The 23,324-nt window shown below is 63.8% G+C and carries 23 protein-coding genes and 1 tRNA gene; 7 read left to right on the forward strand and 17 right to left on the reverse strand.

Annotation, left to right across the window (positions count from 1 at the left end; genetic code table 11):
• Positions 1 to 260 precede the first annotated feature (260 nt).
• From N181_RS15060 to N181_RS15095, 7 genes are all read right to left on the reverse strand, one after another.
• Positions 261 to 1,118, reverse strand: coding sequence for an SDR family oxidoreductase (locus N181_RS15060; RefSeq protein ID WP_014329942.1), 858 nt, complete (start codon positions 1,116 to 1,118; stop codon positions 261 to 263).
• Between the two features lie 98 nt (positions 1,119 to 1,216).
• Positions 1,217 to 2,389 carry a DNA topoisomerase IB gene (locus tag N181_RS15065; RefSeq protein WP_014329943.1) on the reverse strand — a complete coding sequence of 391 codons (1,173 nt, stop codon included), beginning with the start codon at positions 2,387 to 2,389 and terminating at the stop codon, positions 1,217 to 1,219.
• 182 nt (positions 2,390 to 2,571) lie between these two features.
• Positions 2,572 to 3,282, reverse strand: coding sequence for a metallophosphoesterase family protein (locus N181_RS15070; RefSeq protein WP_014329944.1), 711 nt, complete (start codon positions 3,280 to 3,282; stop codon positions 2,572 to 2,574).
• Between the two features lie 12 nt (positions 3,283 to 3,294).
• A complete protein-coding gene (locus tag N181_RS15075) occupies positions 3,295 to 4,104 on the reverse strand; it encodes a hypothetical protein (protein WP_014329945.1) in 810 nt (269 codons plus the stop codon).
• 146 nt (positions 4,105 to 4,250) lie between these two features.
• Positions 4,251 to 4,856: a general stress protein gene (locus tag N181_RS15080; RefSeq protein WP_040961884.1), complete on the reverse strand. Its 606-nt coding sequence runs from the start codon at positions 4,854 to 4,856 to the stop codon at positions 4,251 to 4,253.
• 78 nt (positions 4,857 to 4,934) lie between these two features.
• On the reverse strand, positions 4,935 to 5,246 hold the full coding sequence (locus N181_RS15085) for a PepSY domain-containing protein (RefSeq protein WP_014329947.1): 312 nt from the start codon (positions 5,244 to 5,246) through the stop codon (positions 4,935 to 4,937).
• 544 nt (positions 5,247 to 5,790) lie between these two features.
• Positions 5,791 to 5,867 (reverse strand) — tRNA-Arg (locus N181_RS15095).
• 199 nt (positions 5,868 to 6,066) lie between these two features.
• Here N181_RS15095 and N181_RS15100 point away from each other — a divergent pair.
• From N181_RS15100 to metH, 4 genes are all read left to right on the forward strand, one after another.
• Positions 6,067 to 6,963, forward strand: coding sequence for an ROK family protein (locus tag N181_RS15100; protein ID WP_014329974.1), 897 nt, complete (start codon positions 6,067 to 6,069; stop codon positions 6,961 to 6,963).
• A gap of 256 nt (positions 6,964 to 7,219) precedes the next feature.
• Positions 7,220 to 7,717, forward strand: coding sequence for a heme-degrading domain-containing protein (locus tag N181_RS15105; protein ID WP_014329975.1), 498 nt, complete (start codon positions 7,220 to 7,222; stop codon positions 7,715 to 7,717).
• An 11-nt stretch (positions 7,718 to 7,728) separates the two neighbouring features.
• Positions 7,729 to 8,886 (forward strand): mannose-6-phosphate isomerase Pmi, encoded by a 1,158-nt coding sequence (gene pmi, locus N181_RS15110; RefSeq protein WP_037397972.1) that lies wholly within the window; start codon positions 7,729 to 7,731, stop codon positions 8,884 to 8,886.
• 162 nt (positions 8,887 to 9,048) lie between these two features.
• A complete protein-coding gene (metH, locus tag N181_RS15115; protein ID WP_014329977.1) occupies positions 9,049 to 12,819 on the forward strand; it encodes a methionine synthase in 3,771 nt (1,256 codons plus the stop codon).
• Position 12,820: 1 nt separating this feature from the next.
• Here metH and N181_RS15120 read toward each other — a convergent pair whose 3' ends face one another.
• From N181_RS15120 to N181_RS15145, 6 genes are read right to left on the reverse strand one after another with little or no spacing between them, the layout of a single operon-like run.
• Positions 12,821 to 14,419, reverse strand: a complete 1,599-nt coding sequence (locus N181_RS15120) for a GMC family oxidoreductase (protein WP_037397976.1) — start codon at positions 14,417 to 14,419, stop codon at positions 12,821 to 12,823.
• Positions 14,420 to 14,465: 46 nt separating this feature from the next.
• Complete coding sequence (locus N181_RS15125) at positions 14,466 to 15,464, reverse strand: branched-chain amino acid ABC transporter permease (protein ID WP_060563535.1); 999 nt, start codon at positions 15,462 to 15,464, stop codon at positions 14,466 to 14,468.
• Entirely contained in the window at positions 15,457 to 16,344 is an 888-nt protein-coding gene (locus N181_RS15130) for a branched-chain amino acid ABC transporter permease (protein ID WP_037397981.1), read from the reverse strand. The genes N181_RS15125 and N181_RS15130 overlap by 8 nt, the downstream gene beginning before the upstream one ends.
• 3 nt (positions 16,345 to 16,347) lie before the next feature.
• Positions 16,348 to 17,049, reverse strand: a complete 702-nt coding sequence (locus N181_RS15135) for an ABC transporter ATP-binding protein (RefSeq protein WP_037397984.1) — start codon at positions 17,047 to 17,049, stop codon at positions 16,348 to 16,350.
• Position 17,050: 1 nt separating this feature from the next.
• On the reverse strand, positions 17,051 to 17,833 hold the full coding sequence (locus tag N181_RS15140; RefSeq protein WP_014329982.1) for an ABC transporter ATP-binding protein: 783 nt from the start codon (positions 17,831 to 17,833) through the stop codon (positions 17,051 to 17,053).
• Between the two features lie 13 nt (positions 17,834 to 17,846).
• Entirely contained in the window at positions 17,847 to 19,052 is a 1,206-nt protein-coding gene (locus N181_RS15145; RefSeq protein ID WP_037397986.1) for an ABC transporter substrate-binding protein, read from the reverse strand.
• 239 nt (positions 19,053 to 19,291) lie between these two features.
• Here N181_RS15145 and N181_RS15150 point away from each other — a divergent pair, with 239 nt between their 5' ends.
• The gene (locus tag N181_RS15150) at positions 19,292 to 20,236 is read left to right on the forward strand and encodes a LysR family transcriptional regulator (protein ID WP_014329984.1); all 945 of its coding nucleotides are present in this window, start codon (positions 19,292 to 19,294) and stop codon (positions 20,234 to 20,236) included.
• 27 nt (positions 20,237 to 20,263) lie between these two features.
• Here N181_RS15150 and N181_RS15155 read toward each other — a convergent pair whose 3' ends face one another.
• Together N181_RS15155 and N181_RS35210 are read right to left on the reverse strand one after the other, a co-directional pair.
• On the reverse strand, positions 20,264 to 20,599 hold the full coding sequence (locus N181_RS15155) for a hypothetical protein (RefSeq protein WP_037397988.1): 336 nt from the start codon (positions 20,597 to 20,599) through the stop codon (positions 20,264 to 20,266).
• A 3-nt stretch (positions 20,600 to 20,602) separates the two neighbouring features.
• Positions 20,603 to 20,734: a hypothetical protein gene (locus tag N181_RS35210; RefSeq protein ID WP_012709551.1), complete on the reverse strand. Its 132-nt coding sequence runs from the start codon at positions 20,732 to 20,734 to the stop codon at positions 20,603 to 20,605.
• A 300-nt stretch (positions 20,735 to 21,034) separates the two neighbouring features.
• Here N181_RS35210 and N181_RS15160 point away from each other — a divergent pair, with 300 nt between their 5' ends.
• Together N181_RS15160 and N181_RS15165 are read left to right on the forward strand one after the other, a co-directional pair.
• Entirely contained in the window at positions 21,035 to 21,292 is a 258-nt protein-coding gene (locus N181_RS15160; protein WP_014329986.1) for a hypothetical protein, read from the forward strand.
• Positions 21,293 to 21,346: 54 nt separating this feature from the next.
• Positions 21,347 to 21,700 (forward strand): hypothetical protein, encoded by a 354-nt coding sequence (locus N181_RS15165; protein ID WP_037397991.1) that lies wholly within the window; start codon positions 21,347 to 21,349, stop codon positions 21,698 to 21,700.
• A 29-nt stretch (positions 21,701 to 21,729) separates the two neighbouring features.
• Here the strand turns inward: N181_RS15165 and N181_RS15170 are convergent, their stop codons facing one another.
• Both N181_RS15170 and N181_RS15175 read right to left on the reverse strand, forming a co-directional pair.
• Positions 21,730 to 22,005: a hypothetical protein gene (locus tag N181_RS15170; RefSeq protein ID WP_037397994.1), complete on the reverse strand. Its 276-nt coding sequence runs from the start codon at positions 22,003 to 22,005 to the stop codon at positions 21,730 to 21,732.
• Positions 22,006 to 22,454: 449 nt separating this feature from the next.
• The gene (locus N181_RS15175; RefSeq protein WP_014329989.1) at positions 22,455 to 23,180 is read right to left on the reverse strand and encodes an META domain-containing protein; all 726 of its coding nucleotides are present in this window, start codon (positions 23,178 to 23,180) and stop codon (positions 22,455 to 22,457) included.
• Between the last annotated feature and the right edge of the window lie 144 nt (positions 23,181 to 23,324).

The following is a 23,324-nucleotide window of genomic DNA, read 5'->3' on the forward strand; positions in this document are numbered from 1 at the left end:
CGTCAGTGATCGGGCTTATAGACCCGCACCCTCCAACACGTCAACAGCCATTTTTGAAAAAATGATAGAATTTTCTAAACCATTGAGTTAGTTGGATTATTTCAAGTGCACCGAAAAAACGCTCAAGTTCGACGGCGCATTCCTGGTGTTCACGCAGGGTAAAGGCCCCTCGGGCATGTTGCCTGTATGGTTAACGCTGCCTTGACGCGGATGATCATCACAAGACACGTCCCCCACCACCTCGTTCCTGACGGCCGGCGCTACAATATCGGCTTGCCGCCAGTCACCGCGATCGTCGCGCCGGAGACGTAGCTCGACAGCGGATCTGCCAGCATGACATAGGCCGAGGCGAGTTCCACCGGTTGTCCCGGCCGCTTCATCGGCACCTGCTTGCCGAAATTCACGACCGAATCCTCCGGAAGGGTCGACGGGATCAGCGGCGTCCAGATCGGGCCCGGCGCCACCGCATTGGCGCGGATTCCCTTGTCGGCAAGCATTTGCGCCAGGCCGGCGGTGAAATTCTGGATCGCGCCCTTGGTGGTCGCATAGGCCAGCAGGATCGGATTTGGGGCATCCGCGTTGATCGAGGCGGTGTTGATGATCGAACTGCCGGGCTTCATATGCGGCACCGCTGCGCGGGTCAGATAGAACATCGCATGGATGTTCACCCGGAAGGTCAGCTCCCACTCCTCCTCGCTGATGTCCGCGATATCCGGGAAGGAGGCCTGATGGGCGGCGTTGTTGACGAGGATGTCGATACCGCCGAGTTCGTTGATGGCTGTCTCGACAATTCGGTTGCAATGCGCCGAGCTCTGGATATCGCCAGCAACGAGGACGCCTTTGCATCCCGCCTCTTCGACGAGCGCCTTGGTCGACTTCGCGTCCTCGTGTTCGTTGAGGTAGGAGATCAGCACATCGGCGCCCTCTCGGGCATAGGCGATCGCCACGGCCCGGCCAATGCCGCTGTCGCCGCCGGTGATGATGGCTTTCTTGCCCTGAAGCCGGCCCGATCCCTTGTAGGTTTTTTCCCCGTGGTCCGGGAGCGGGTTCATGCGCTCTGTGGTTCCAGGCATGGGTTGGCTCTGACGCTCGAACGGCGGGCGCGGGAAATTCTCCATGTCCAGGCCTCCTTGTGGATTTGGTGCGAACGGTTTCTCGGCCGGTCGTCGACGACGGCCGCAGCTCCCAAACTCGGGCTCGCCGGGCTTTGTTCCGATCAGAGGGTGGGGCTCGGTCCCGCCGTCACACCATTGATGGCGGCGGGTGCCTTTGGCTCCGTTCGGGCAGCGCGCCCAAGAAAAGTCAGCAGGCGCGCCTCTTCCACACGAAGTTCAGGCTTTGCCCGCCCGCGGCGGCGCAACTGCTTGGCTGTCGCCGCGCAGGCCGTATCCGCGAGACCTATGATATCCGGATGGATGTAGCTCTTGCGACAGATTGCCGGCGTGTTGCAGAGGACCTCGGCGGCCGCCTCGCACATCTTTCTGACAGTCGGGCGCTCGCCTTTTTCCATCGCTTCCCGTGCGGCGGCGAAGGCGGCGACGCTGCCCGCCCAGGTCCGGAATGTCTTGGCCGATACGGAAAAGCCGGCGACCTCCGCCAGGTAGCGGTTGAGACGACCCGACTCAACGGGGCGCAGGATATCGTTGTCGTCCCGCCACACGAAGAGCTGCCGTCCCGGCAGGTCGGCGATGTCCTCGAGCAGGCGCTGCAGCTTCGGGCGCCGCAGCCGTCTCTGGACCCGCTTGCCCCCCTTGGCGGTGAACCGCAGTTCCATGCAGCCGTTGAGCAGCCGCAAATGGCGCTTCAGAAGCGTCGTTGCGCCATAGGTCGAATTCGCCTGGACATAGGCGGGACTTCCCGTCCGCAGATGCACCTCGTCGAGCAAGGCGACCAGCGCGGCGAGGACTGTGCGCGCGTCGTCCGCCCCTCCTTCCATGTGCCGGCGGATCATGCGGCGGATCCTCGGCAGGGCCTTGGCGAACGGAAGGAGCTGGGCGAATTTGTCGCCGCTGCGCTGCGCTTGCCACTCCGTGTGATAGCGATATTGCTTTCGACCCCGCGCGTCATAGCCGGTCGCCTGCAGGTGTCCGTTCTCGTCCAGGCAGATCCACACGTTCTCGTAGGCGGGCGGCAGGCCGAGCGACGCGATACGGGCCCTGATGGCCGGATCGGTCAGGATCGAACCATCCGGCAGCCGGTAGATGAACCCCTTGCCGGAGCGCTGCCGCCTGATGCCCGGCTCGGTATCGCTGACATAGACGAGCCCGTTGCCCTTCGGCGGAACCTCGCCTAGGACCCGATCGCGCCCGTTGCGGCTGCGCCCGGCGCCGGGCCGAACACGCATCGCCGCCGCAGGGCGGGCCGGATTGGAAGTGACTTGCAGCGGCATCGAGTGGCCCTTCCCTTCAGGCGGTGATCGAAGACTAACGCACCGCCGGGTGGGTCAGGTTCCATTCGGGATGCGGCGCCGGATCGATTTCGACGGCGAAGCCTACAGCGCCGTGCGTCTTTTCAGACGCACAAAGGTTGTGCTGGCGGCGCGCCTGAAGTCGGCTGGGCGCCGATCAGGGATCAGAATTCCAGAAGGGCATAGGGCCGGCCGGTCGGCTTCTCCACATGGGTGGCGACGTTGAAGACGGGCGCGCCGCCCGGCGTCGTGCCCTTATACCTACCCTTGTGAGCGTGGCCATGGACGACGGCGCTGACACGGAAGCGGTCGATGGTTTCCGCGAAGCGCGAGGAGCCGAGGAAGGGATAGATCTCTTCCGGTTCTCCCACGACCGTCTCGGCGATCGGTGCGTAGTGCAGCACGACGACGGAGTGCTGGGCGCTGGTCTTGCGCAAGGCGTTTTCGAGGCGCATCGCTTCGTCGACGGTCGCCGATACCATCGCTTTCAGGGCGGTCTCGCCGAAAGAACCCAGCATGTGCCGGCCGAAGCCGCCGACAAACCCTTTCGTGCCGGCAAAGCCGATGCCGGCGATCTCTACCGCCTGCCCATCCAGCAGATGGACACCCGCCTTCATGAGGATCGACGAGATCTCTTCGACGGCATCACATTGGTGGTCGTGATTGCCGAGAACCGCGACCACCGGGACCGTGCAGTATTTCAGGTCGGCGGCGAGAAGCTCCGCTTCGGCCGGCTTGCCGAGATCGGTCAGGTCGCCAGCGATCACCAGCACGTCGGCGACTTTGGAAATCTCCGAAAACAGTTCCGTATAGGAGACCGAACCATCCTCTTTCATGTGGAGGTCTGCGACCGCGGCTACTTTCAGCTTGCCCATGGTGACAACTCCCTATTTTCCTGTCCGCATCTCGAGGTCGCCGCCGACGTCGGCGAACCCCCACTCGGTGACGTCGATCTCGTAGTCGCGCCGCGAATATAGCCGCCCGCGGCAGATCTTCGTCTGGGGCAGCGGCAAATCGCGCTGCGCCGCCAGCCGGCTCAGGAGCTCGTCCATCAGCCACAAGGGCACCCGGTCGCGCTCCGAGGGATAGATCCACCGGAAATTGAGGAGATGGATCAACAGCACCTCCCAGTGCACTTCCATATATTCGAGCAGCCGGCGCCAATCGATCCGGTCGTGGGTTTTGAGGATCGTGTGGGCGACGTCGGCGCCGTCGTAGCGCTCGCGAAGCTGGATGAAAGACTTGGACCAGACCAATTCCGTGGGGGCGACGATCGACACCGGCGAGGCGCTGATCTCGACCGGCAGGGCGTGTTCGAACCACGCGTCGTTGACGAGCATGGTTCCGTTCGGCGAGGCGAAGATGACGTCGAAGAAGAACTTGCCCTTGTAGACCTTTCCCAGCCACCGCTCGTCCTCGATCTCCACCGAGTAGCCGCGCGACTTGAAATAGTTGAGAATTCGCGTGTAGTCGCCGGCTTTGCAGAAGACGTCGAGATCCTTCGTCGGCCTCGAAATGCCGGTGTAGGCACTGAGGGCGAAGGTGCCGGCGATCAGAAACGGGATCTTGGATTTGACGAGCTCCACGATGGCGGCGGCGACGAAGGCTTCGGCCTTCTCGTCGACGAGCTGTGGCAGAGCGAGCGGTGCGCGGGTCGTTCGCGGCGACTTCGACTTCGGGGGCATTGCCGATGGCATGCTTTCTCTCCTGCGAAGGAACACCTACGAGAACACGCGAGAACTCGGCTAGGTTCCGCAGCGGCGTGGCGGACAATGCGGAAGTCCGGTGGGAAAGATGACGCGGGCGCAGCCGCAAGCGGCTGCGCCGACAGTAGATGGTAATGCTACAGCGCCGGTGGGCGGTAGCGTTCCTGCTCGCGTTGAACCTCATCGAGGCTGTAGGGTGCGGATGCCTCGTCGAAACGCGTCCAGCCCTCTTCGGTGTAGGCCCGTCGGCGAACCGACGTGTCGACGGCGTTGCGGTTTCTGAGGATCGCATCGGCCTGCGGCACCAGGGCCTCGTCGACCTTGGCCACCACCAGCGTGCCACCCCGCCGCACACCTTCGGCATAAAGATGCGCGTCCTCGTCCGGAATGCCCGAATCCGTCAGCGACCCGATGATGCCGCCAGTGGCGGCACCCGCCACCGCTCCGGCGATCGCGCCCGCTGCTGTCGATGCGAGCCAGCCGGCCGCGACGACCGGCCCGACGCCGGGGATGGCCATCAGCCCCAGCCCGGTGAGGAGACCGACCGCGCCGCCCCCGGCCGCGCCCAACCCGGCGCCGACGCCGGCGCCTTCGGCAGCTCCGGAACTCTCGCCCGAGTAGCGGTCGCCGACATTATTGGCGACCACGCTGATATCCTCCGACGGAATGCCGGCGACCTCGAGGTCGTTCACTGCCTGTCGAGCGTCGTGATAGTCGTCGAAAAGCCCTGCCACAGTTCTCATCTTCTTCTCCTTTTCTGTAGCGTCGGAGCGTAGAGCGAGCAGATTTCCGCCCGTTCTCCCGACCGAAATCATCGTGACCTAGAGCGCGGTGACGTTGCCCTGGTAATCGAGAGCGACAGTGACGGACTTGCCGTCTTTCGTTGCCGTTCCCCGCCAGATTCCCTGGTCGTCGAGCTTCAGCCCCTTGACCTCGGCGTAACCGGCTTCCTCGATCCGCTCGCGCGCCTGGTCTTCCGTAAAACTGTTCTTGCCGGCGACGGGCGCCTCCGGATTCTCGGTACCCGGCGTGGCGATCGCCGGTGTGCTTCCGCCCGAGGTCGCCGATTGCGCAAATGCCGGCATTGCGGCAGCGCTCAGGAGCACTGCAACGCCAAAGATCGTGGTTTTCATGGTTTTTCCTCTCTCGGGGATTCTTTTTCTGGACCAACCAAACCGGCCCGACATGGTTTGGTTCCGAGGTGTTTTCCAGGAAGAATCGAACTGAGGGGCACGAGGGAAAGGCACGCCTTGCGGAAGCTTTTTGCGCCTTGCCGGTTTGCCGCTGCGAGATCTTCGAGGAGAACGCAATGGCCACCGATGTGAAGGACGGCAAGGCGCCCAAGAGCTCCGATGGAACGCGTGGCGGAAACCGCGCCGGCGACAAGGGAAACAGAGACGCGGACCGGAAACACGAGGTCAAGGAGCAGCGAGGCGCCGGGCAAGGATCCCGCAGCGGGGGCGAGGAGCCGAGGCGTCCCCAAACAAAAAGGCCGGGCTTGGCCCGACCTTTTATCGCCGCCTCCCGCCGCTGCCAGTACATCCGTGGTCAGCGGCGAGAGGGACAGTAAAGGCAGTGTAGGCGTCGATTGTTACAGTGGCAAGACGATCAAAAGGGTGAGGCCGGCGAGGTCAGGTCTGATTGCTGTCGGATCTTGTTTCCGAGAAAACGAGGGATTGGTGATCCCGGCGCGATTCGAACGCGCGACCCCCAGATTAGGAATCTGGTGCTCTATCCTGCTGAGCTACGGGACCACTCGGTATAGACCCATACAAAAGCAAGGCCATTTCGCCAAGTGTTTTTGCGCCCGTGGCCGGCGGATTGCGAAAAGTCGGATGTGTCGATGCGAAATCATGGGGCTAGCGTCACCGACAGGGTGAATGCTAAGCAGGGGCCGGCGGCGGTCGGAGGCGATGTCGCCGTTCCCTAATCCATCCTGGGACCTATCCGCACATGTTTATCGGAATCGATTGGGGCGGCACCAAAATGGAAGTCATCGCGCTCGACCGCGATGGCGAGACGCGTGCCCGGCACCGTGTTGCAACCCCGACCAGCGGCTATGACGCGTGCATCCGCGCCGTGGTCGAGCTCGTCGCCGCCGCCGAGCAGACGGCCGGTGAGCGCGGCTCGATCGGCATCGGCATTCCGGGCAGTCCCAATCCGCGCACCGGCATCGTGCGCAACTCCAACGCCGTGCTCATCAACGGCAAGCCGCTCGGGCGCGATCTCGAAGCCGCACTTGGTCGTCAGGTGCGGCTTGCCAACGACGCCAATTGCCTGGCGGTCTCCGAGGCGGTCGACGGCGCCGGCAAGGATGCGCATGTCGTCTTCGGCATCATCGTCGGCACCGGGCATGGCGGCGGGCTGGCGATCGACAGGAAGGTGCATGCCGGCTACCAGGGCGTCGCGGCGGAGATCGGCCATTATCCGCTGCCGTGGATGACGAAGCACGAATATCCCGGCCACAAATGCTGGTGCGGCAAGCTCGGCTGCCTCGACATGTATGCCTGCGGCACCGGGCTCGAGCTCGACTATCGCCTGACGACCGGCGTCGAGCGCCGCGGCCGCGACATCATCGAGGCGAAGCGGGCCGGCGATCCGGCCGCGACCGGCGTCTACGACCGCTTCGTCGACCGGCTCGCCCGCAGCCTCGCGCTGTTGACCAATATCGTCGATCCGGATGTTTTCGTGCTCGGCGGCGGCATGTCGAATGTCGACGAGATCTATGGCGAGTTGCCGGAGTTGATCACCAGATACTTGTTCGGCGACAGTTTCGAGACGCCGATCCGCAAGGCCGTGCACGGCGACAGCTCCGGCGTGCGCGGTGCCGCCTGGCTGTGGAAGGAATAGCGCGTGTCCAGTCACGGCTGCGGCCGCATTTTCCCCCTCTGGCCTGCCGGCCATCTCCCCCACAAGGGGGAGACTGCAGGCCGCATGCCCCTCGCCCCGGCCGCAACGCTGCTAAGCGCGAAACGCATCGGCGGATGCGTAGACTGTGCCACATCCTTTCTCCCCCTTGTGGGGGAGATGGCCCGGCAGGCCAGTGGGGGTATCACCCACGCCTCACTCCCATCCGTCCGGCCCCATAACGACAAGCGGAGGCATCATGAACAATATCGACAATGATCTGCGCCGGATCGCGCTCCAGGAACAGGAATTGCAATTCGAGCGCTTCGACCTCGACACCGCCTGGACGCTCGGCTCGACGCTGCGCCGTATGGCCGCCGAGCGCGAGCTCGGCGTCGTCATCGACATCACTCTGTTCTCCATGCAGGTCTTCTATGCGGCGCTCGATGGCGCGACGCCGGACAATCCGAACTGGGTGCGGCGCAAGCGCAACACGGTGTTCCGGCTGTTCAGAAGCAGCTACGCCACCGGCCTCGGTCTCCTCAAGCAGCAGACCAACCTGCAGGCGAAGCTTGGCCTGCCGGATGCCGAGTTCGCCGCGCATGGCGGCAGCTTTCCGATCGTCGTGAAGGGAACCGGCTGCATCGGTGCCGTCACGGTGTCCGGACTGCCGCAGCGCGACGACCACAATCTCGTCGTCGAGGCGCTGGCCGAAGTGCTCGGCGCCGATCACGACGCGTTGAAACTCGAGAATTGACGGACGGGCCGATGGACATTGCATTGCAGGCGGCGCAGCTCGACCGCTGGCTCGCGGAAGCCGCCCTGCCGCTCTGGCGCGAAAAGGGTTTCGACACGGCCGGCGGCGGCTTCGTCGAGACGATCGACATGGCCGGCGAGCCGACGCGGGCCAATCGCCGCTCGCGCGTCCAGCCCCGCCAGGTCTATTGCTTCGCGGAAGCCGGACGGCGTGGCTGGCAAGGCGACTGGCGCAGCGTCGCGGAAGGCGGACTTGCCTATTTCGATCGCGTCTACCGGCAGTCGAGCGGCTTCTACGGTGCGCTCGCCAAGGCCGACGGGGAGATCATCGATCCGTCTTTCGACCTTTATAACCAGGCCTTCGCGCTGCTCGCCTTCGCCTATCTGGCCGACGTCCTTCCGGAGCGCAAGGCCGAGATGATCGAGCGCAGCAACGATCTCAGGCAGAAGCTCGAAGCCCATTGCAAGCATCCGGTCGCGGGCTTCGAGGAGGACAACCCGCCGCGCCTGCCGCTTGGTTCCAACCCGCATATGCACCTCTTCGAGGCCTGTCTCGCCAGCGAAGCGGTCGACGGGTTCGACCGGGTCGCCTGGGCCAATCTCGCCGACGAGATCGCCCATTTGGCAATGGATTGCTTCATCGACGCAAAGACAGGCGTGCTGCGCGAATTCTTCGACCGCGACTGGACACCCTTTCCGGGCGAGAAGGGCCGCATCGTCGAGCCCGGCCACCAGTTCGAATGGGCATGGCTGCTCTTGCGCTGGGCGGAACGGCGCGGCAACGCCGAAGCGATCGTCAAGGCACGGCGGCTTTTCGAGATCGGCGAAGCGCACGGCGTCTGCCCGAAGCGCGACGTGGCGATCATGACGCTCTTCGACGACCTGTCGGTCGCCGACCCGGTGGCGCGGCTCTGGCCGCAGACGGAATGGCTGAAGGCGGCGATCCGCTTCGCCGCGCTCTCGGAGGGCAGCGAGCGGCAACGCTATCTCGTTTCGGCGTCGCGCGCCGCGGCGGCGCTGCAACGGTTTTTCGAAACGCCGGTCCGCGGGCTCTGGCGCGACAAGCAGAAGGCGGATGGCAGCTTCGTCGACGAGCCCGCGCCGGCCAGCAGCTTCTATCACATCATTTGCGCGATCTATGAAGTCGAGGATTGCCTGAAGCGATTGTGAACATCGGCTCCCGTCGTCGCCTTCGAACGGCCCGCCGCGCTTGTGGCGGGCTTTTTTCTTGCCTCGCGGTGAAATTGTGATCGGATCGTATGTTGACATAAACATATCTTTATGTGACTTAATCGACAAAGCATTTGTCGTTTTCAGAACGGGAGATTTCCCATGTCCGCCGCGTCCCTCTTCGGAGATCTCTCCCCCAGGCCCGACGGCTCGGAAATATTCCGTGCCCTGCGGCAGGCAGCAAGCGAGCGCATCCTGATCATGGATGGCGCCATGGGCACCGAGATCCAGCAGCTCGGTTTCGTCGAAGACCATTTCCGCGGCGAGCGCTTCGGCGGTTGCGCCTGCCATCAGCAGGGCAACAACGACCTCCTGACGCTCACGCAGCCGAAGGCGATCGAGGAGATCCATTACCGCTACGCCCTTGCCGGCGCCGACATTCTCGAAACCAACACCTTCTCCTCGACACGGATCGCCCAGGCCGACTATGGCATGGAGGACACGGTCTATGACCTGAACCGCGACGGCGCGCGGCTGGCGCGGCGGGCGGCGAAGCGCGCCGAAGCAGAGGATGGCCGGCGGCGTTTCGTGGCCGGCGCACTCGGGCCGACCAACCGCACTGCCTCGATCTCGCCCGACGTCAACAATCCGGGCTATCGCGCCGTCAGCTTCGACGATCTGAGGCTTGCCTATGCCGAACAGCTCCGCGGCCTCATCGACGGCGGCGCCGACATCATCCTGATCGAGACGATCTTCGACACGCTGAATGCCAAGGCGGCGATTTTCGCGACGCAGGAAGTCTTCGCCGAGAAGAAAATCCACCTGCCGGTGATGATTTCCGGCACGATCACCGATCTTTCCGGCCGAACCCTCTCCGGCCAGACGCCGACCGCCTTCTGGTATTCGGTGCGCCATGCGGCGCCCTTCACCATCGGGCTCAACTGCGCGCTCGGCGCCAATGCGATGCGCGCCCATATCGACGAGCTTTCGACCGTCGCCGACACGCTTGTCTGCGCCTATCCGAATGCCGGCCTGCCGAATGAATTCGGCCGCTACGACGAAAGCCCCGAGGCGATGGCAGCGCAGATCGAGGCCTTTGCCCGCGATGGCCTCGTCAACATCGTCGGCGGCTGCTGCGGCTCGACGCCGGCCCATATCCGCGCCATCGCCGAAGCGGTCGGCAAGTATCCGCCGCGCCAGATACCGGAGATCGAACGCCGCATGCGGCTCTCCGGCCTCGAACCCTTCACGCTCACCGACGAAATCCCCTTCGTCAATGTCGGCGAGCGCACCAATGTCACCGGCTCGGCAAAATTCCGCAAGCTGATCACCACGGGCGACTATGCCGCGGCACTCGACGTCGCGCGCGATCAGGTGGCCAACGGCGCGCAGATCATCGACATCAACATGGACGAGGGGCTGATCGATTCGACCGGCGCCATGGTCGAGTTCCTGAACCTCGTCGCTTCCGAGCCGGACATCGCCTGCGTACCGGTGATGATAGATTCCTCCAAATGGGAAGTCATCGAGGCCGGGCTCAAATGCGTCCAGGGCAAGGCGCTGGTGAACTCGATCTCGCTCAAGGAGGGCGAGGAAGCGTTCCTGCATCACGCGCGGTTGGTGCGCGCCTATGGCGCCGCCGTCGTGGTGATGGCCTTCGACGAAAAGGGGCAGGCCGACAGCAAGACGCGCAAGGTCGAGATCTGCCGGCGCGCCTATCGGCTGCTGACCGAAGAGGTCGGCTTCCCGCCGGAGGACATCATCTTCGACCCGAACATCTTCGCGGTCGCCACCGGCATCGAAGAGCACAACAATTACGGCGTCGATTTCATCGAGGCGACGCACGAGATCATCGCCACGCTGCCGCATGTGCATGTCTCGGGCGGGGTGTCGAACCTCTCCTTCTCGTTCCGCGGCAACGAGCCGGTGCGCGAGGCGATGCACGCCGTCTTCCTCTATCATGCGATCCAGGCGGGCATGGATATGGGCATCGTCAATGCCGGCCAGCTCGCCGTCTACGACGCGATCGACACGGAGCTTCGCGAGGCCTGCGAGGACGTGGTGCTGAACCGCAGTCCGGATGCAACCGAGCGCCTCCTGGAGATCGCCGAGCGCTATCGTGGGCAGGGCGGTTCGCAGGGCAAGGAGAAGGACCTCGCCTGGCGCGAGTGGCCGGTTGCGAAACGGCTCGAGCATGCGCTCGTCAACGGCATCACCGAGTTCATCGAGGCGGACACGGAAGAGGCGCGGCTTGCCGCCGAGCGCCCGCTGCACGTCATCGAAGGGCCGCTGATGGCCGGCATGAACGTGGTCGGCGACCTCTTCGGCGCGGGCAAGATGTTCCTGCCGCAGGTGGTCAAGTCGGCGCGCGTGATGAAGCAGGCGGTCGCCGTCCTCCTGCCCCATATGGAGGCCGAAAGGCTTGCCAATGGTGGCGCGGGGACCCGCGAGAGTGCGGGCAAGATCCTGATGGCGACCGTCAAAGGCGACGTGCACGATATCGGCAAGAACATCGTCGGCGTCGTGCTCGCCTGCAACAACTACGAGATCATCGACCTCGGCGTCATGGTGCCCTCGGCGAAGATCCTCGAAATGGCGCGGCAAGAGAAGGTCGACGCGATCGGGCTCTCCGGCCTCATTACCCCCTCGCTCGACGAGATGGTGCATGTCGCCTCCGAACTCGAACGGGAAGGCTTCGACATTCCGCTGCTGATCGGGGGGGCGACGACCAGCCGTGTGCACACAGCGGTCAAGATCAACCCGCGGTACAGCCTCGGCCAGACCGTCTATGTCACCGATGCCAGCCGTGCCGTCGGCGTCGTGTCGAGCCTGCTCTCGCCAGAGGCGAGGGACGGCTACAAGGAGATGATCCGCGCCGAATATCTAAAGGTTGCCGACGCGCATGCGCGCAACGAGGCGGAAAAGCGCCGCCTGCCGCTGTCGCAGGCCCGCGCCAATGCGCCGAAACTCGACTGGGACGCTCATCAGCCGAAGGCGCCCTCGTTCCTGGGCACGCGCGTCTTCGAGAGCTGGGATCTGGCGGAGCTTGCCCGCTATATCGACTGGACGCCTTTCTTCCAGACTTGGGAGCTGAAGGGCGTCTATCCGCGCATTCTCGACGACGAGCATCAGGGGCCGGCCGCACGGCAGCTCTTCGCCGACGCACAGGCGATGCTCGACAAGATCATTGCGGAAAAATGGTTCGCGCCGACGGCGGTGGTCGGCTTCTGGCCGGCCGGCAGCGTTGCAGACGACATCCGCCTCTTCACCGACGAGGCGCGCGAGCGGGAGCTTGCGACTCTCTTCACGCTCCGCCAGCAATTGGCCAAGCGTGACGGCCGGCCGAACGTCGCGCTCGCCGATTTCGTCGCTCCGATTGACAGCGGCAGGCCGGACTATCTCGGCGGCTTCGTGGTGACCGCCGGCATCGAGGAAGTGGCGATCGCCGAGCGCTTCGAGCGCGCCAACGACGATTACTCCTCGATCCTGGTCAAGGCGCTCGCCGACCGCTTCGCCGAGGCCTTTGCCGAGCGCATGCACGAATATGTCCGCAAGGAGCTCTGGGGCTACGCGGCGGACGAATCCTTCACGCCACAGGAACTGATCGCCGAGCCTTATGCGGGGATCCGCCCGGCGCCGGGCTATCCGGCACAGCCCGACCATACCGAAAAGGAAACGCTCTTCCGGCTGCTCGACGCAGAGGCGGCAATCGGCGTCAGCCTGACGGAAAGTTACGCCATGTGGCCGGGCTCCTCCGTCTCCGGCCTCTATATCGGCCATCCGGACGCCTACTATTTCGGCGTCGCCAAGATCGAGCGCGACCAGGTCGAGGACTATGCGACACGCAAACGCATGAATGTTCGCGAGGTCGAGCGCTGGCTGTCGCCGATCCTCAACTATGTGCCGATGCCGGAAACCGAGGCGGCCGAATAGTCTAGGGACGGTTTGCCGCGAGGATCATCGTGGCGGCCTTTTCGGCGATCATGATGGTCGGCGAATTGGTGTTGCCGGAGGTGATCGTCGGCATGATCGAGGCGTCGGCGACGCGCAGGCCCTCCACGCCCCGCAGGCGAAGCTCGGGATCGACGACGCTCTCCGGGTCGGCACCCATGCGGCAAGTGCCGACGGGGTGGAAGATCGTCGTGCCGATGTCGCCGGCGGCGCGCTTCAGCTCGTCGTCTGTCTCGTAGCTCGGCCCGGGCTTGAATTCGGCCGGGTGGTAGCGGGCGAAGGAAGGCTGCGAAACGATGCGACGGGTAAGTCGGATCGACTTCATGGCCACGTCGCGGTCGGCCTCGGCCGTCAGGTAGCGCGGTCGGATGTCGGGCGTGGCGGCAAAGTCCGGCCCCTTCAGATGCACCGAGCCGCGGCTTTCCGGTCTCAAGTTGCAGACGCTGGCGGTGATCGCCGGGAAAGGGTGAACCGGCTCTCCGAATTTTTCGAGCGTCACCGGCTGGACGTGATACTGCAGGTCCGGCGTTTCCTTTTCGGGGCCCGAGCGGGTGAAGATGCCAAGCTGGCTCGGCGCCATGGCCATCGGCCCGGAACGGCGGACGAGATATTCGAGGCCGATCGCCGCCTTGCCGATGAGCGAGGTCGCCTTCTCGTTCAGCGTCGGAACGCCGGTGACCTTGTAGGCGAGGCGAAGCTGCAGGTGATCCTGCAGGTTCTCGCCGACGCCGGGCAGTTCGTGGTGCACTTCGATGCCGTTGGCGCGGAGGACATCCGGGCGGCCGATCCCGGAGAGCTCGAGGATGTGCGGCGAGCCTATGGCGCCGGCGGAAAGCACCGTCTCGCGGCCGGCTCGCGCGCGCTTCGTCACGCCGTCATGCTGGAACTCGACGCCGACGACACGCGCCCCTTCGAGGATCAGCTTGCGGACATGCGCCTTGGTCAGGATCGTTAGGTTGCGCCGCTGCCTGGCGGGCTTCAGGAAGGCCTTGGCGGTGTTCCAGCGGATGCCGGAGCGCTGGTTGACGTCGAAATAGCCGGAGCCTTCATTGGTGCCGCGGTTGAAATCGTCCGTTTCGGGAATGCCCGCCTCGCCAGCTGCCTTCTGGAAGGCATCGAGCACCGCCCAGCGGACACGCGCCTTCTCGACCCGCCATTCGCCGCCCGCGCCGTGCATCTCGTTCGCGCCGCGATAGTGGTCCTCGGATTTCTTGAAGAAGGGCAGCACGTCGTTCCAGCTCCAGCCGGTGCAGCCGAGCTGACGCCACAGGTCATAGTCGCGCGCCTGGCCGCGCATGTAGATCATGCCGTTGATCGAAGAGCAGCCGCCGAGCACCTTGCCGCGCGGATAGAAGAGCGACCGTCCGTTGAGTCCCTCTTCGGCGGCCGTGGTGAAACACCAGTCGGTGCGCGGATTGTTGATGCAATAGAGATAGCCGACCGGAATGTGGATCCAGTGATAATTGTCGCTGCCGCCCGCCTCGAGCAGCAGCACCCGATGCGCCGGATTCTCCGAAAGGCGGTTGGCGAGGACGCAGCCGGCGCTCCCCGCTCCGACGACGATATAGTCGAACGTTTCCATGGGCTTTCTCTGATGTCGGGGCCCGTCGCGTGGCGGACCGATATGCCTACTTGTGCCGGTGTTCGAAGCCGAGCCTGCGGCCGAGGCGCGAGTTGTAGAACTCGCCGACGATGCCGCGGCGGAACAGCAGCACGCAGACCATGAAGACGACGCCGGTAATGATCGTCACCGGAAATTCCGAGGTCGCCAGATAGTTCTGCAGCGTCACGACGAGTGCGGCGCCGAAGAGCGGCCCGATCAGCGTACCGATACCGCCGAGCAGCGTCATCAGGATCACCTCGCCCGACATCTGCCAGCCGACATCGGTGAGCGTCGCGAACTGGAAAACCAGGGCCTTCAAGCCCCCGGCCAGGCCGGTCAATGCGGCCGACATGACGAAGGCGGCGAGCTTGTAGTTCCTCACCGAATAGCCAAGCGAGATCGCCCGCGTTTCGTTTTCCCGGATCGACTTCAGGATCATGCCGAAGGGCGAGTTGATGATCCGCCAGATGACGGCGATGCCGATGACGAAGACGGCCAGCACGAAATAGTACATGTTCGAGGACTGCGAGAGGTCGATGAAACCGAACAGATGGCCGCGCGGCACCGACTGGATGCCATCCTCGCCATGCGTGAACTCGGCCTGCAGGCAGAAAAAATAGAACATCTGCGCCAGCGCCAGGGTGATCATCGCGAAATAGATGCCCTGGCGGCGGATGGCGAAGAAGCCGATCACCGCGCCGAGCAGGGCGGCGCCGGCGACACCGACGAGAAGCCCGAACTCGACCGGCAGGCCCCCTTCCTTGACGGCATGCGCGGTGAAATAGGCCGCGCCGCCGAAGAAGGCCGCATGACCGAAGGAGAGCAGCCCCGTATAGCCGAGCAGCAGGTTGAAGGCGCAGGCGAAGAGTGCAAAGCACAGAATCTTCATCAGGAAGACGGGGTAAAAGAACAGAGGGGCCAGCAGCAGCAAGACAAGACCCGCGCCGAGAAACACCGTCTGGGCGACGATCGGTCTGCGTTCCTTCTGGTTCTGAAGTTCGAGTGTCAGCGTCATATCAAGCATCCCGGCCGAAGAGGCCGGCAGGCCTCAGCAGGAGAACGATGGCCATGATCACGAAGATCACGATATTGGAGGCCTCCGGATAGAAGACCTTGGTCAGGCCCTCGGCGACGCCGAGCAGGTAACCGGTGACGATCGCCCCCATGATCGAACCCATGCCGCCGACGACCACCACGGCGAAGACGACGATGATGATGTTCGATCCCATCAGCGGCGACACCTGGTAGATCGGAGCGGCGAGCACGCCGGCAAGTGCCGCGAGCGCCGCGCCCAGGCCATAGGTCAGCGTCAGCAGGAAGGGCACGTTGATGCCGAAGGATTGCACCAGAACCGGATTTTCGGTGGCGGCACGCAGATACGAGCCGAGCTTGGTCTTCTCGATGACGAGCCAGGTGCCGATGCAGATGAACAGCGAGAAGACGATCGCCCAGCCGCGATAGATGGGCAGGAACATGAAGCCAAGATTGGCGCCGCCGGTCAAAAGCGCCGGCGTCGCATAGGGCTGTCCGGAAGCGCCGTAGAGATAGCGGAACGTGCCTTCGACGGTCAGCGCCAGGCCGAAGGTGAAGAGCAGGCCGTAGAGCGGGTCCAGCGAATAGAGCCGCCTCAGCATGGTGCGCTCGATGGCGGCCCCGATGAGGCCGACGAGAAGCGGCGCGAGGATCAAGGCCGGCCAGTAGCCGATGCCGAAATGCGCGAGCAGCAGCCAGGCGATGAAGGCGCCGAGCATGTATTGGGCGCCGTGGGCGAAGTTGATGACGCGCAGCAGGCCGAAGATGATGGCAAGGCCGAGGCTCAAAAGCGCGTAGAAGGAGCCGTTGATGAGGCCGATCAGGAGTTGTCCGAGAAAGGCCTGGAGCGGAATTCCGAAGATCATCGTCATCACTTACACCCCGAGCACGTCATGCAGCATGTCCATGCGTGCGGAAAGCTCCGAGACCGGAAACTCGCCCGCCACCTTGCCATGGTCCATGAGATAGAAGCGGTCGGCGACCTTGCTGGCGAAGCGGAAGTTCTGCTCGACCAGCAGGACCGTCATGCCGCGCTCCTTGAGTTTCTTCAGCACCTCGCCGATGCGCTGGACGATGACCGGGGCGAGGCCTTCGGTCGGCTCGTCGAGCAGCATCATCCTGGCGCCGGTGCGCAGGATGCGGGCGATCGCCAGCATCTGCTGTTCGCCGCCGGAAAGTTTTGTTCCCTGGCTGTTGCGGCGTTCGTGCAGATTGGGAAAGAGTTCGAAAATCTCCTCGATCGTCATGCCGCCTTCAGCGACGGCCGGCGGCAGCAAGAGGTTCTCGTAGACGGAGAGCGTCGAAAAGATGCCGCGCTCCTCGGGAATGAAGCCGAGGCCGCGGTGCGCGACGCGATGCAGCGGCACGCGGATCAGGTCCTCGCCGGCGAAGGTGATCTCGCCCTTGCGCTCGCGCACGATGCCCATGATCGCCCTGAGCGTCGTCGTCTTGCCGACGCCGTTGCGACCGAGCAGGGTCACCATTTCGCCCTCGCCGACGGTCATGTCGACGCCGTGGAGAATATGGCTCTCGCCGTACCAGGCGTTGAGGCCGGAGACCTTCAGCAGCGGTTTCATCTCAGGCCTCCTCCGTGCCCATATAGGCGGTGCGCACCCGCGGATCCTCGGATACGGTGGCATAGTCGCCCTCGGCCAGAATTTCGCCGCGCTGCAGCACGGTGACGTGATGACAGAGCGTGGCGACGACGGAGAGATTGTGCTCGACCATCAGCACGGCGCGCTCGCGCGCCACCTCGCGGATGATCTCGGCGACCATGCCGACATCCTCGTGGCCCATGCCGGCCATCGGCTCGTCGAGCAGCAGCACCTTCGGGTCGAGCGCCAGCGTGGTGGCGATCTCGAGGACGCGCTTGCGGCCGTAGGAAAGATCGGCGGCGGCCGCGTTGCGCTCCTTGTCGAGGCCCACCGAGCGGATCAACTGCTCGGCCTTGCCATTCAGGGCGTCGAGCGCCGACAGCGGCTTCCAGAACTGCGTCGCAAGCCGGTTCGGCCGCTGCAGGGCGACGCGGACATTGTCGAGGACCGTCAAGTGCGGGAACACTGCCGAGATCTGGAAGGAGCGCACGAGGCCCAGGCGGGCGACCTTGTCCGGCGCGGTGTTGGTTATGTCCTCGCCGAGCAGCGTGATCGTCCCGCGGGTCGGCTGCAGGAACTTGGTCAACAGGTTGAAGACGGTGGTCTTGCCGGCCCCGTTCGGGCCGATCAGCGCATGCACGCGGGCATGATGGACATCGAGGTCGACGTCCTTGACGGCGGTGAAGCCGCCGAAGTCACGGCGGAGACCGCGGGCGGACAGAACCACCCGCGGCGCTCCATTCTCCAAGGGCACGGCGATGCTCATCGCTCGGCGCCGGTCAGGACTTGACGAGGTCGCAGCCGCTCTGGGCCGGATCGATGAAGGCCTCCTTGCCGGGAATGGTCGCCAGAACCTTGAAATAGTCCCAGGGCTCCTTGCTCTCTTCCGGCTTCTTGACCTCGAGCAGATACATGTCGTGGATCATGCGGCCATTCGGCGCCACCGTCCCGTTTTCAGCAAAGACGTCGTTGACCGGCATCGCATGCAGTTCCTTGGAAACCGCATCGGCGTCGTCGGTGCCGGCCTTTTCGATCGCCTTCAGATACTGCATGACGGCGGAATAGGTGCCGGCATGGACCATGTTCGGCATCTTGCCGGTGCGCTCCATGAAACGCTTGCCGAATTTGGCGCTTTCCTCGTTGCGGTTCCAGTAGAAACCCTCGGTCAGCGTCAGGCCTTGCGCGGCCTCGAGCCCGAGGCCATGGACCTCGGCGAGCGTGAAGAGGAGGGCCGCAAGGCGTTGCCCGCCCTGGACGATGCCGAACTCGGCGGCCTGCTTGATGGCGTTCGAGGTGTCGAGGCCGGCATTGGCAAGCCCGATCACCTTGGCGCCGGAGGATTGCGCCTGCAGCAGGAAGGACGAGAAATCGGTGGTGGCGAGCGGATGGCGGACGGCGCCGACCACCTTGCCGCCGTTTTCCTTGACGTAGTTGGCGGTGTTCTCCTCCAGCGAATAGCCGAAGGCATAGTCGGCGGTCAGGAAAAACCAGCTGTCGCCGCCCTGCTTGACCAGCGCACCGCCGGTACCGACCGCGAGCGAGTGCGTGTCGTAGGCCCAGTGGAAGCCATAGGGGCTGCATTGCTTGCCGGTAAGCTCCGTCGTCGCCGCCCCGGTGACGATATCGATCCTCTTCTTCTCCTTCGAGATCGCCTGGACGGCGAGCGCCACCGAAGAGGTAGTGAGCTCCATGATGCTGTCGACCTGCTCGGTGTCGTACCATTGCCGGGCGATGTTGGAGGCGATGTCGGGCTTGTTCTGGTGATCGGCGGTCACCACCTCGACCGGTACGCCGAGCACCTTGCCGCCGTAATCCTCGACCGCCATCAGCGCCGCCTCATAGGAGAACTTGCCGCCGAAATCCGCATAGACGCCGGACTGGTCGTTGAGAATGCCGATCTTGACCTTGCCGTCGGATGCGTCGGCAAGGGCGGCGGTGCTGCTGGCGAGCAGAATTGCAAGCGCAGCGATCAGTTTCTTGTTCATGGGTCCTCCCAAAGGATTTTCAGGGCGATGCGGGGCCGTCATGCGCAAACACATAGGGCCCGGCCGTCGCCTTTCGAGGCCCCGGCCGTTTCCTTGCGTCGCTCTGTTCAAATTTGGCCAGACATGCTCCTCAGATGTCGGCACAGCGCCTACCATCGGGAAAATTTCGCTTGGAAGCAAGCGGCCAAAACCGTAAATTGCAAACAGCATCTGTTCATTTTTGAACAGAGGGGAGAGGTATGAATCCAAATTTCACCTGGGACGACCTGCAGTTCTTTCTGGCGGTGGCGCGCACCGGCCAGCTTTCCACCGCGGCGCGGCGCTTGAGAACCAGCCATGCCACCGTTTCCCGCCGCATCGACCGGCTGGAATTTGCCCTCAAGGTCAAGCTTTTCGAGCGCAATCCGCGCGGCTACGTGCTGACGACGATGGGCCAGCGCTTCGTCGAGACGGCCGAGCGGATCGAGCGGGAAACCGAACAGCTCCAGTTCGACATCAGCGACGGCATGACCGCCCAGCGCGGCGTCGTGCGGTTGAGCACGCTCGAGGGTTTCGGCAATTTCTTCCTTTCCGACCGGCTTGCCGAATTCGCCGGCCGCTATCCGAACATCTCGCTGGAACTCGTGGCGATCCAGCAGATCATGTCGTTGTCGCGCAAGGAGGCGGATATCGCGGTCGCGCTCGCCGCGCCCAAGGCCGGACCGTACCATTCCGAGGTCCTCACTCCCTATACCCTACATGTCTATGGCGCACGAAGCTATTTGGCCCGTCACTCCAAGATCCGCACGCGCAATGATCTGAGCTCGCACCGCTTCGTCGGTTATATCGAGGACATGATCTTCACGCCCGGGCTCGACTATCTCGGCGAGATTCAGCCCGGCCTGCGCGCCCATTTCCAGAGCTCCAGCATCCTGACGCAATTGAAGGCGGCGCGTCAGGGGCTTGGCCTTTGCGTGCTGCCCTATTTCATGGCGAAGGACGAGACCAACCTGGAGATCGTGCTGCCGGAGGAGATCGAACTGAAGCGCACCTATTGGCTGATCTGCCACCGCGACCAGATAGCGATGCCGCGGGTCAGGGCGGTGCGCGATTTCCTGGTCGAAGCGGTCAGGGAGAACCGCGGCTCCTTCCTCAGAGACGGTTCGCCGACGTTTGGCCAGAAGCGCCCTCTCGAAGAGCAATAATTTTCAAGTTGCCCGGACGGACGACCCTCAAAGCTCGGTGGAAATAATATTGTCGACGGTGATCCGGCCGGCAATCACGCCGCGATCCGAGCCCGGCGGTGCCGGCCCCTCCTCTATCACCGTAGAGAGCCTTTCGCTGCGAAAGGCGCTCGCCATGTCGGTGGTCACGCCTTCTGCCGGCTTTGCGTCGATCTCGCGGAAATCGAGCTCAGCCTCCGAGGCGACGATCCGGGCGTCACCGCTGGAACGCGCGACGACAACCACCTCCCCCTGGGACTTGGCGTTTTGCCAGTTCGGGTCCTGGGGCTCGGCCAGCGGCCGCAGCCGGTAAATCTTCAGTACGTCCTGCCGAGCGTCCTCGATAGGTCATTCCGACTGGTCGATCGCATGCGGTGCCGGCTGCCCCTCTTCGGCCGGACCATCGAACGGAAAGATCGTCCAGAGCACCGCGACCAGCACCAGGACGACGATCACGGCTGCGGTCACGGTTTTCGACATCGTACCTTCCCGGCAATTGTTGTGAATCGATCAGAAAACTGCGGTTTTGCTGCTTCCACTATCAATCGTCACAGCTTGGAATTGTTCCCAGGGTCTCCGCTCCGGCCCTGGACCTGCTCGGCTCTGCCCGGCTTGGCAAAAGCGGGAACAAAGTGCCCGCCTCCGCTTTCCTCTCTACAGCGCCGTGCGTCTTTTCAGACGCACAAAGGTCGCTGTAGCACTTGGAATCGCTGCATGTTTTTATTCCTATATCGAATACGATTTAAGGAAGCATGCAGTGGGCAAGGAAGGAAGGATACCATGGCACGCAACAGCCCCAACGGGCCGGCCCGCAGGAACCCGGCTCTGCCTGACGAGGAGGAGGTGCCGGGCACGCCGCGGAGCATGCAAGTGCGGCCGGTCGTGCAAGGCCGGGTACGCCCGGTGCGCAGCCGAGACGAGCAGAACGTCGACCCGGACGAGGCGCTTCCGAATGACGAAGAGGAGCAGTCGATCTCCGACAACCTGTCGCGCGAGGAAGTGCGCTTTGGCGAGGTGAAAACGCCGAAGCCTGACTGACGACGCCGGAACGTCCGCCGTGCAACCCGGTTGTTACGGCAGAAAGGAGCAAGCATGTCCAAGGTGCCCGCAATGGCAAGCAATCCGGCCCAGCTGCGCGGGGACATTCAGCGCGGCCGCACCGGCGACAAGAAGCCGGGCTTCGACCCGGCGGCGGCACCGCTCGAGACCGACGGCGAGGCGGCGGGAACTCCGCTCGATCCCGAGGCAACGCGAGAAGCGAGGGTAGCGCAGCTGCACGGCAAGCCAGTTGAAGTCGCGACCGAGTTCGGCGATGCGATGCGCCCCTTTGCCGCTGCCGAATCTGGCCAGTCGTCGAGACCGCGGCTCGGATTGTCGCTGCTGATCTCCGGCGTTGTGCTCGCGGCAACCGCTCTTGTCTACGCCGTTGCCGCTGGCTGGATATGACGCCACGCCCCGTACGAAGATTGAGCCGCTCAGTCGAAGATGGCTCCTTTTGCCCCTTCGTATTCGCGCGCCAGGCTTTCGATGGCAGCAGACGCCTCTTTGAAGCTCCAGCCGGCCTCTTCGGCCCTGTGCGCCAGAGCGACCAGATCGCCGGTCATTTCTCCGCCAATGGCCGCAACGATTCTCTCCTGGGAGGCTGCAGCGAGGTCCGCGACAGCCGGCCTTAGGGCGGCGATGCAGTCTGCCTGCCGCCCTGAATAGTCGGCGTCCCGTTGCGGCCGGGAAATCGCATGTGATTCCTTCATGTCTCCCTCCTTCGCGTTCGATCTGGGTCCCTCTGTGCAGCGGAGGGGATAATGATCGGTTTCCGCCAATTGTTCCGGCGGGGGACCCTCGACCCGCTATTATTCACCGGGCTCTCGGAAGGTTTCGGCGGACGAAAGGCCATGCGCTCTGTCGGCGTCGTAACCCTGTGTTTACCCGGGCTCCGGAACAATTTTCCGCGTGGCGAATTATTTAGACATCGCTTCCATAGATCGGGAGCGACAATCAAGTCCCCCACCTTCGCTGTAGGCAGTGTCCGCATCTGCGGGCACTGCTGGTGAGCACATTTCGGTGATCCGCTGCCAATCTCTCGTACTGGAACCTTCGACAGTGCCAATGCTGCTGGAAAACGGGGGATGCCCAAGCGCGTGACGCGCAATGCTCGCAAACGAGGAGCGACCCGAAACGGAACGGCGAGCCGTCGGGTTGCTTATCCCCTCCTCTCGCATAGGATACCGGGATCCTCCTCCCCCTTCGAGACATCGAAGAGCGTCGCCTCATCACCCTCAGTCCACCAGATGTAGCGGTCGCCCGCATATCTTGCCCCAGACCCGGAAAGCACGCCCGACGCGACGATATAGTGGCCGCCGATCGAGAAGGTGACGAGTGAGACGGAGCCGGCATTGATATATTCGGCTTCAACCGTCTCCCCACCGCAGTCGTAACGAACCCTCTGACGATCGGCCGCGCCGGCGCCGGGAATTCGCAGCGTCACCTCGGCGATCCCGGAGGAGGCCGACTCCGCCGACACAAAGCGCATGACGGGCGCGTCATTCGACCCTGTCAGAGTGAGTCGCGTGCCATCCACTTTCCAGGTGAGCTCGTTTTTCAGCGTGTCTAGAAACTTCTGTTCCTGCTCCATGATGGCGGGGGCGCACAAGGTACGCGCCGCGGCGGTGGGGCCGAAGGTGATCGTTCTCTCCGAGAGGCTGAAGACGCCGGTGAACATGTTGCAGCCGCCCATCCCGCCATAGGTACCGTCCTCGTGAATCTCGAGAACCGTCTCCAGATCGTCGATGACCCCGCCGCCGCCGATGTCCTCGGCGAGCCAGGAACCGATCAGTTCCGGCGGCACGTTTTCGGCGGCGACCGATTGCATGGAGGCGAGCTCGATCATCACGCAGGCACAGGACGCGGCTGTCAGGGCTTTGAGCATCGGAAACTCCTCACGCAAATCGGCGCGGCGTTGCCGCCGCATCGATTCTTACTCTAGCGGTGCCGCACAGAGAAGAGTGGCAGCTTCTTCGCTTGTTGCCGGCGGGTTTCGGCTGTAGAGCCTATCTAAATCGTTCGAACGAGA

The sequence above is a fragment of the Sinorhizobium fredii USDA 205 genome, assembly GCF_001461695.1.
In the GTDB taxonomy this organism is placed as follows: domain Bacteria; phylum Pseudomonadota; class Alphaproteobacteria; order Rhizobiales; family Rhizobiaceae; genus Sinorhizobium; species Sinorhizobium fredii.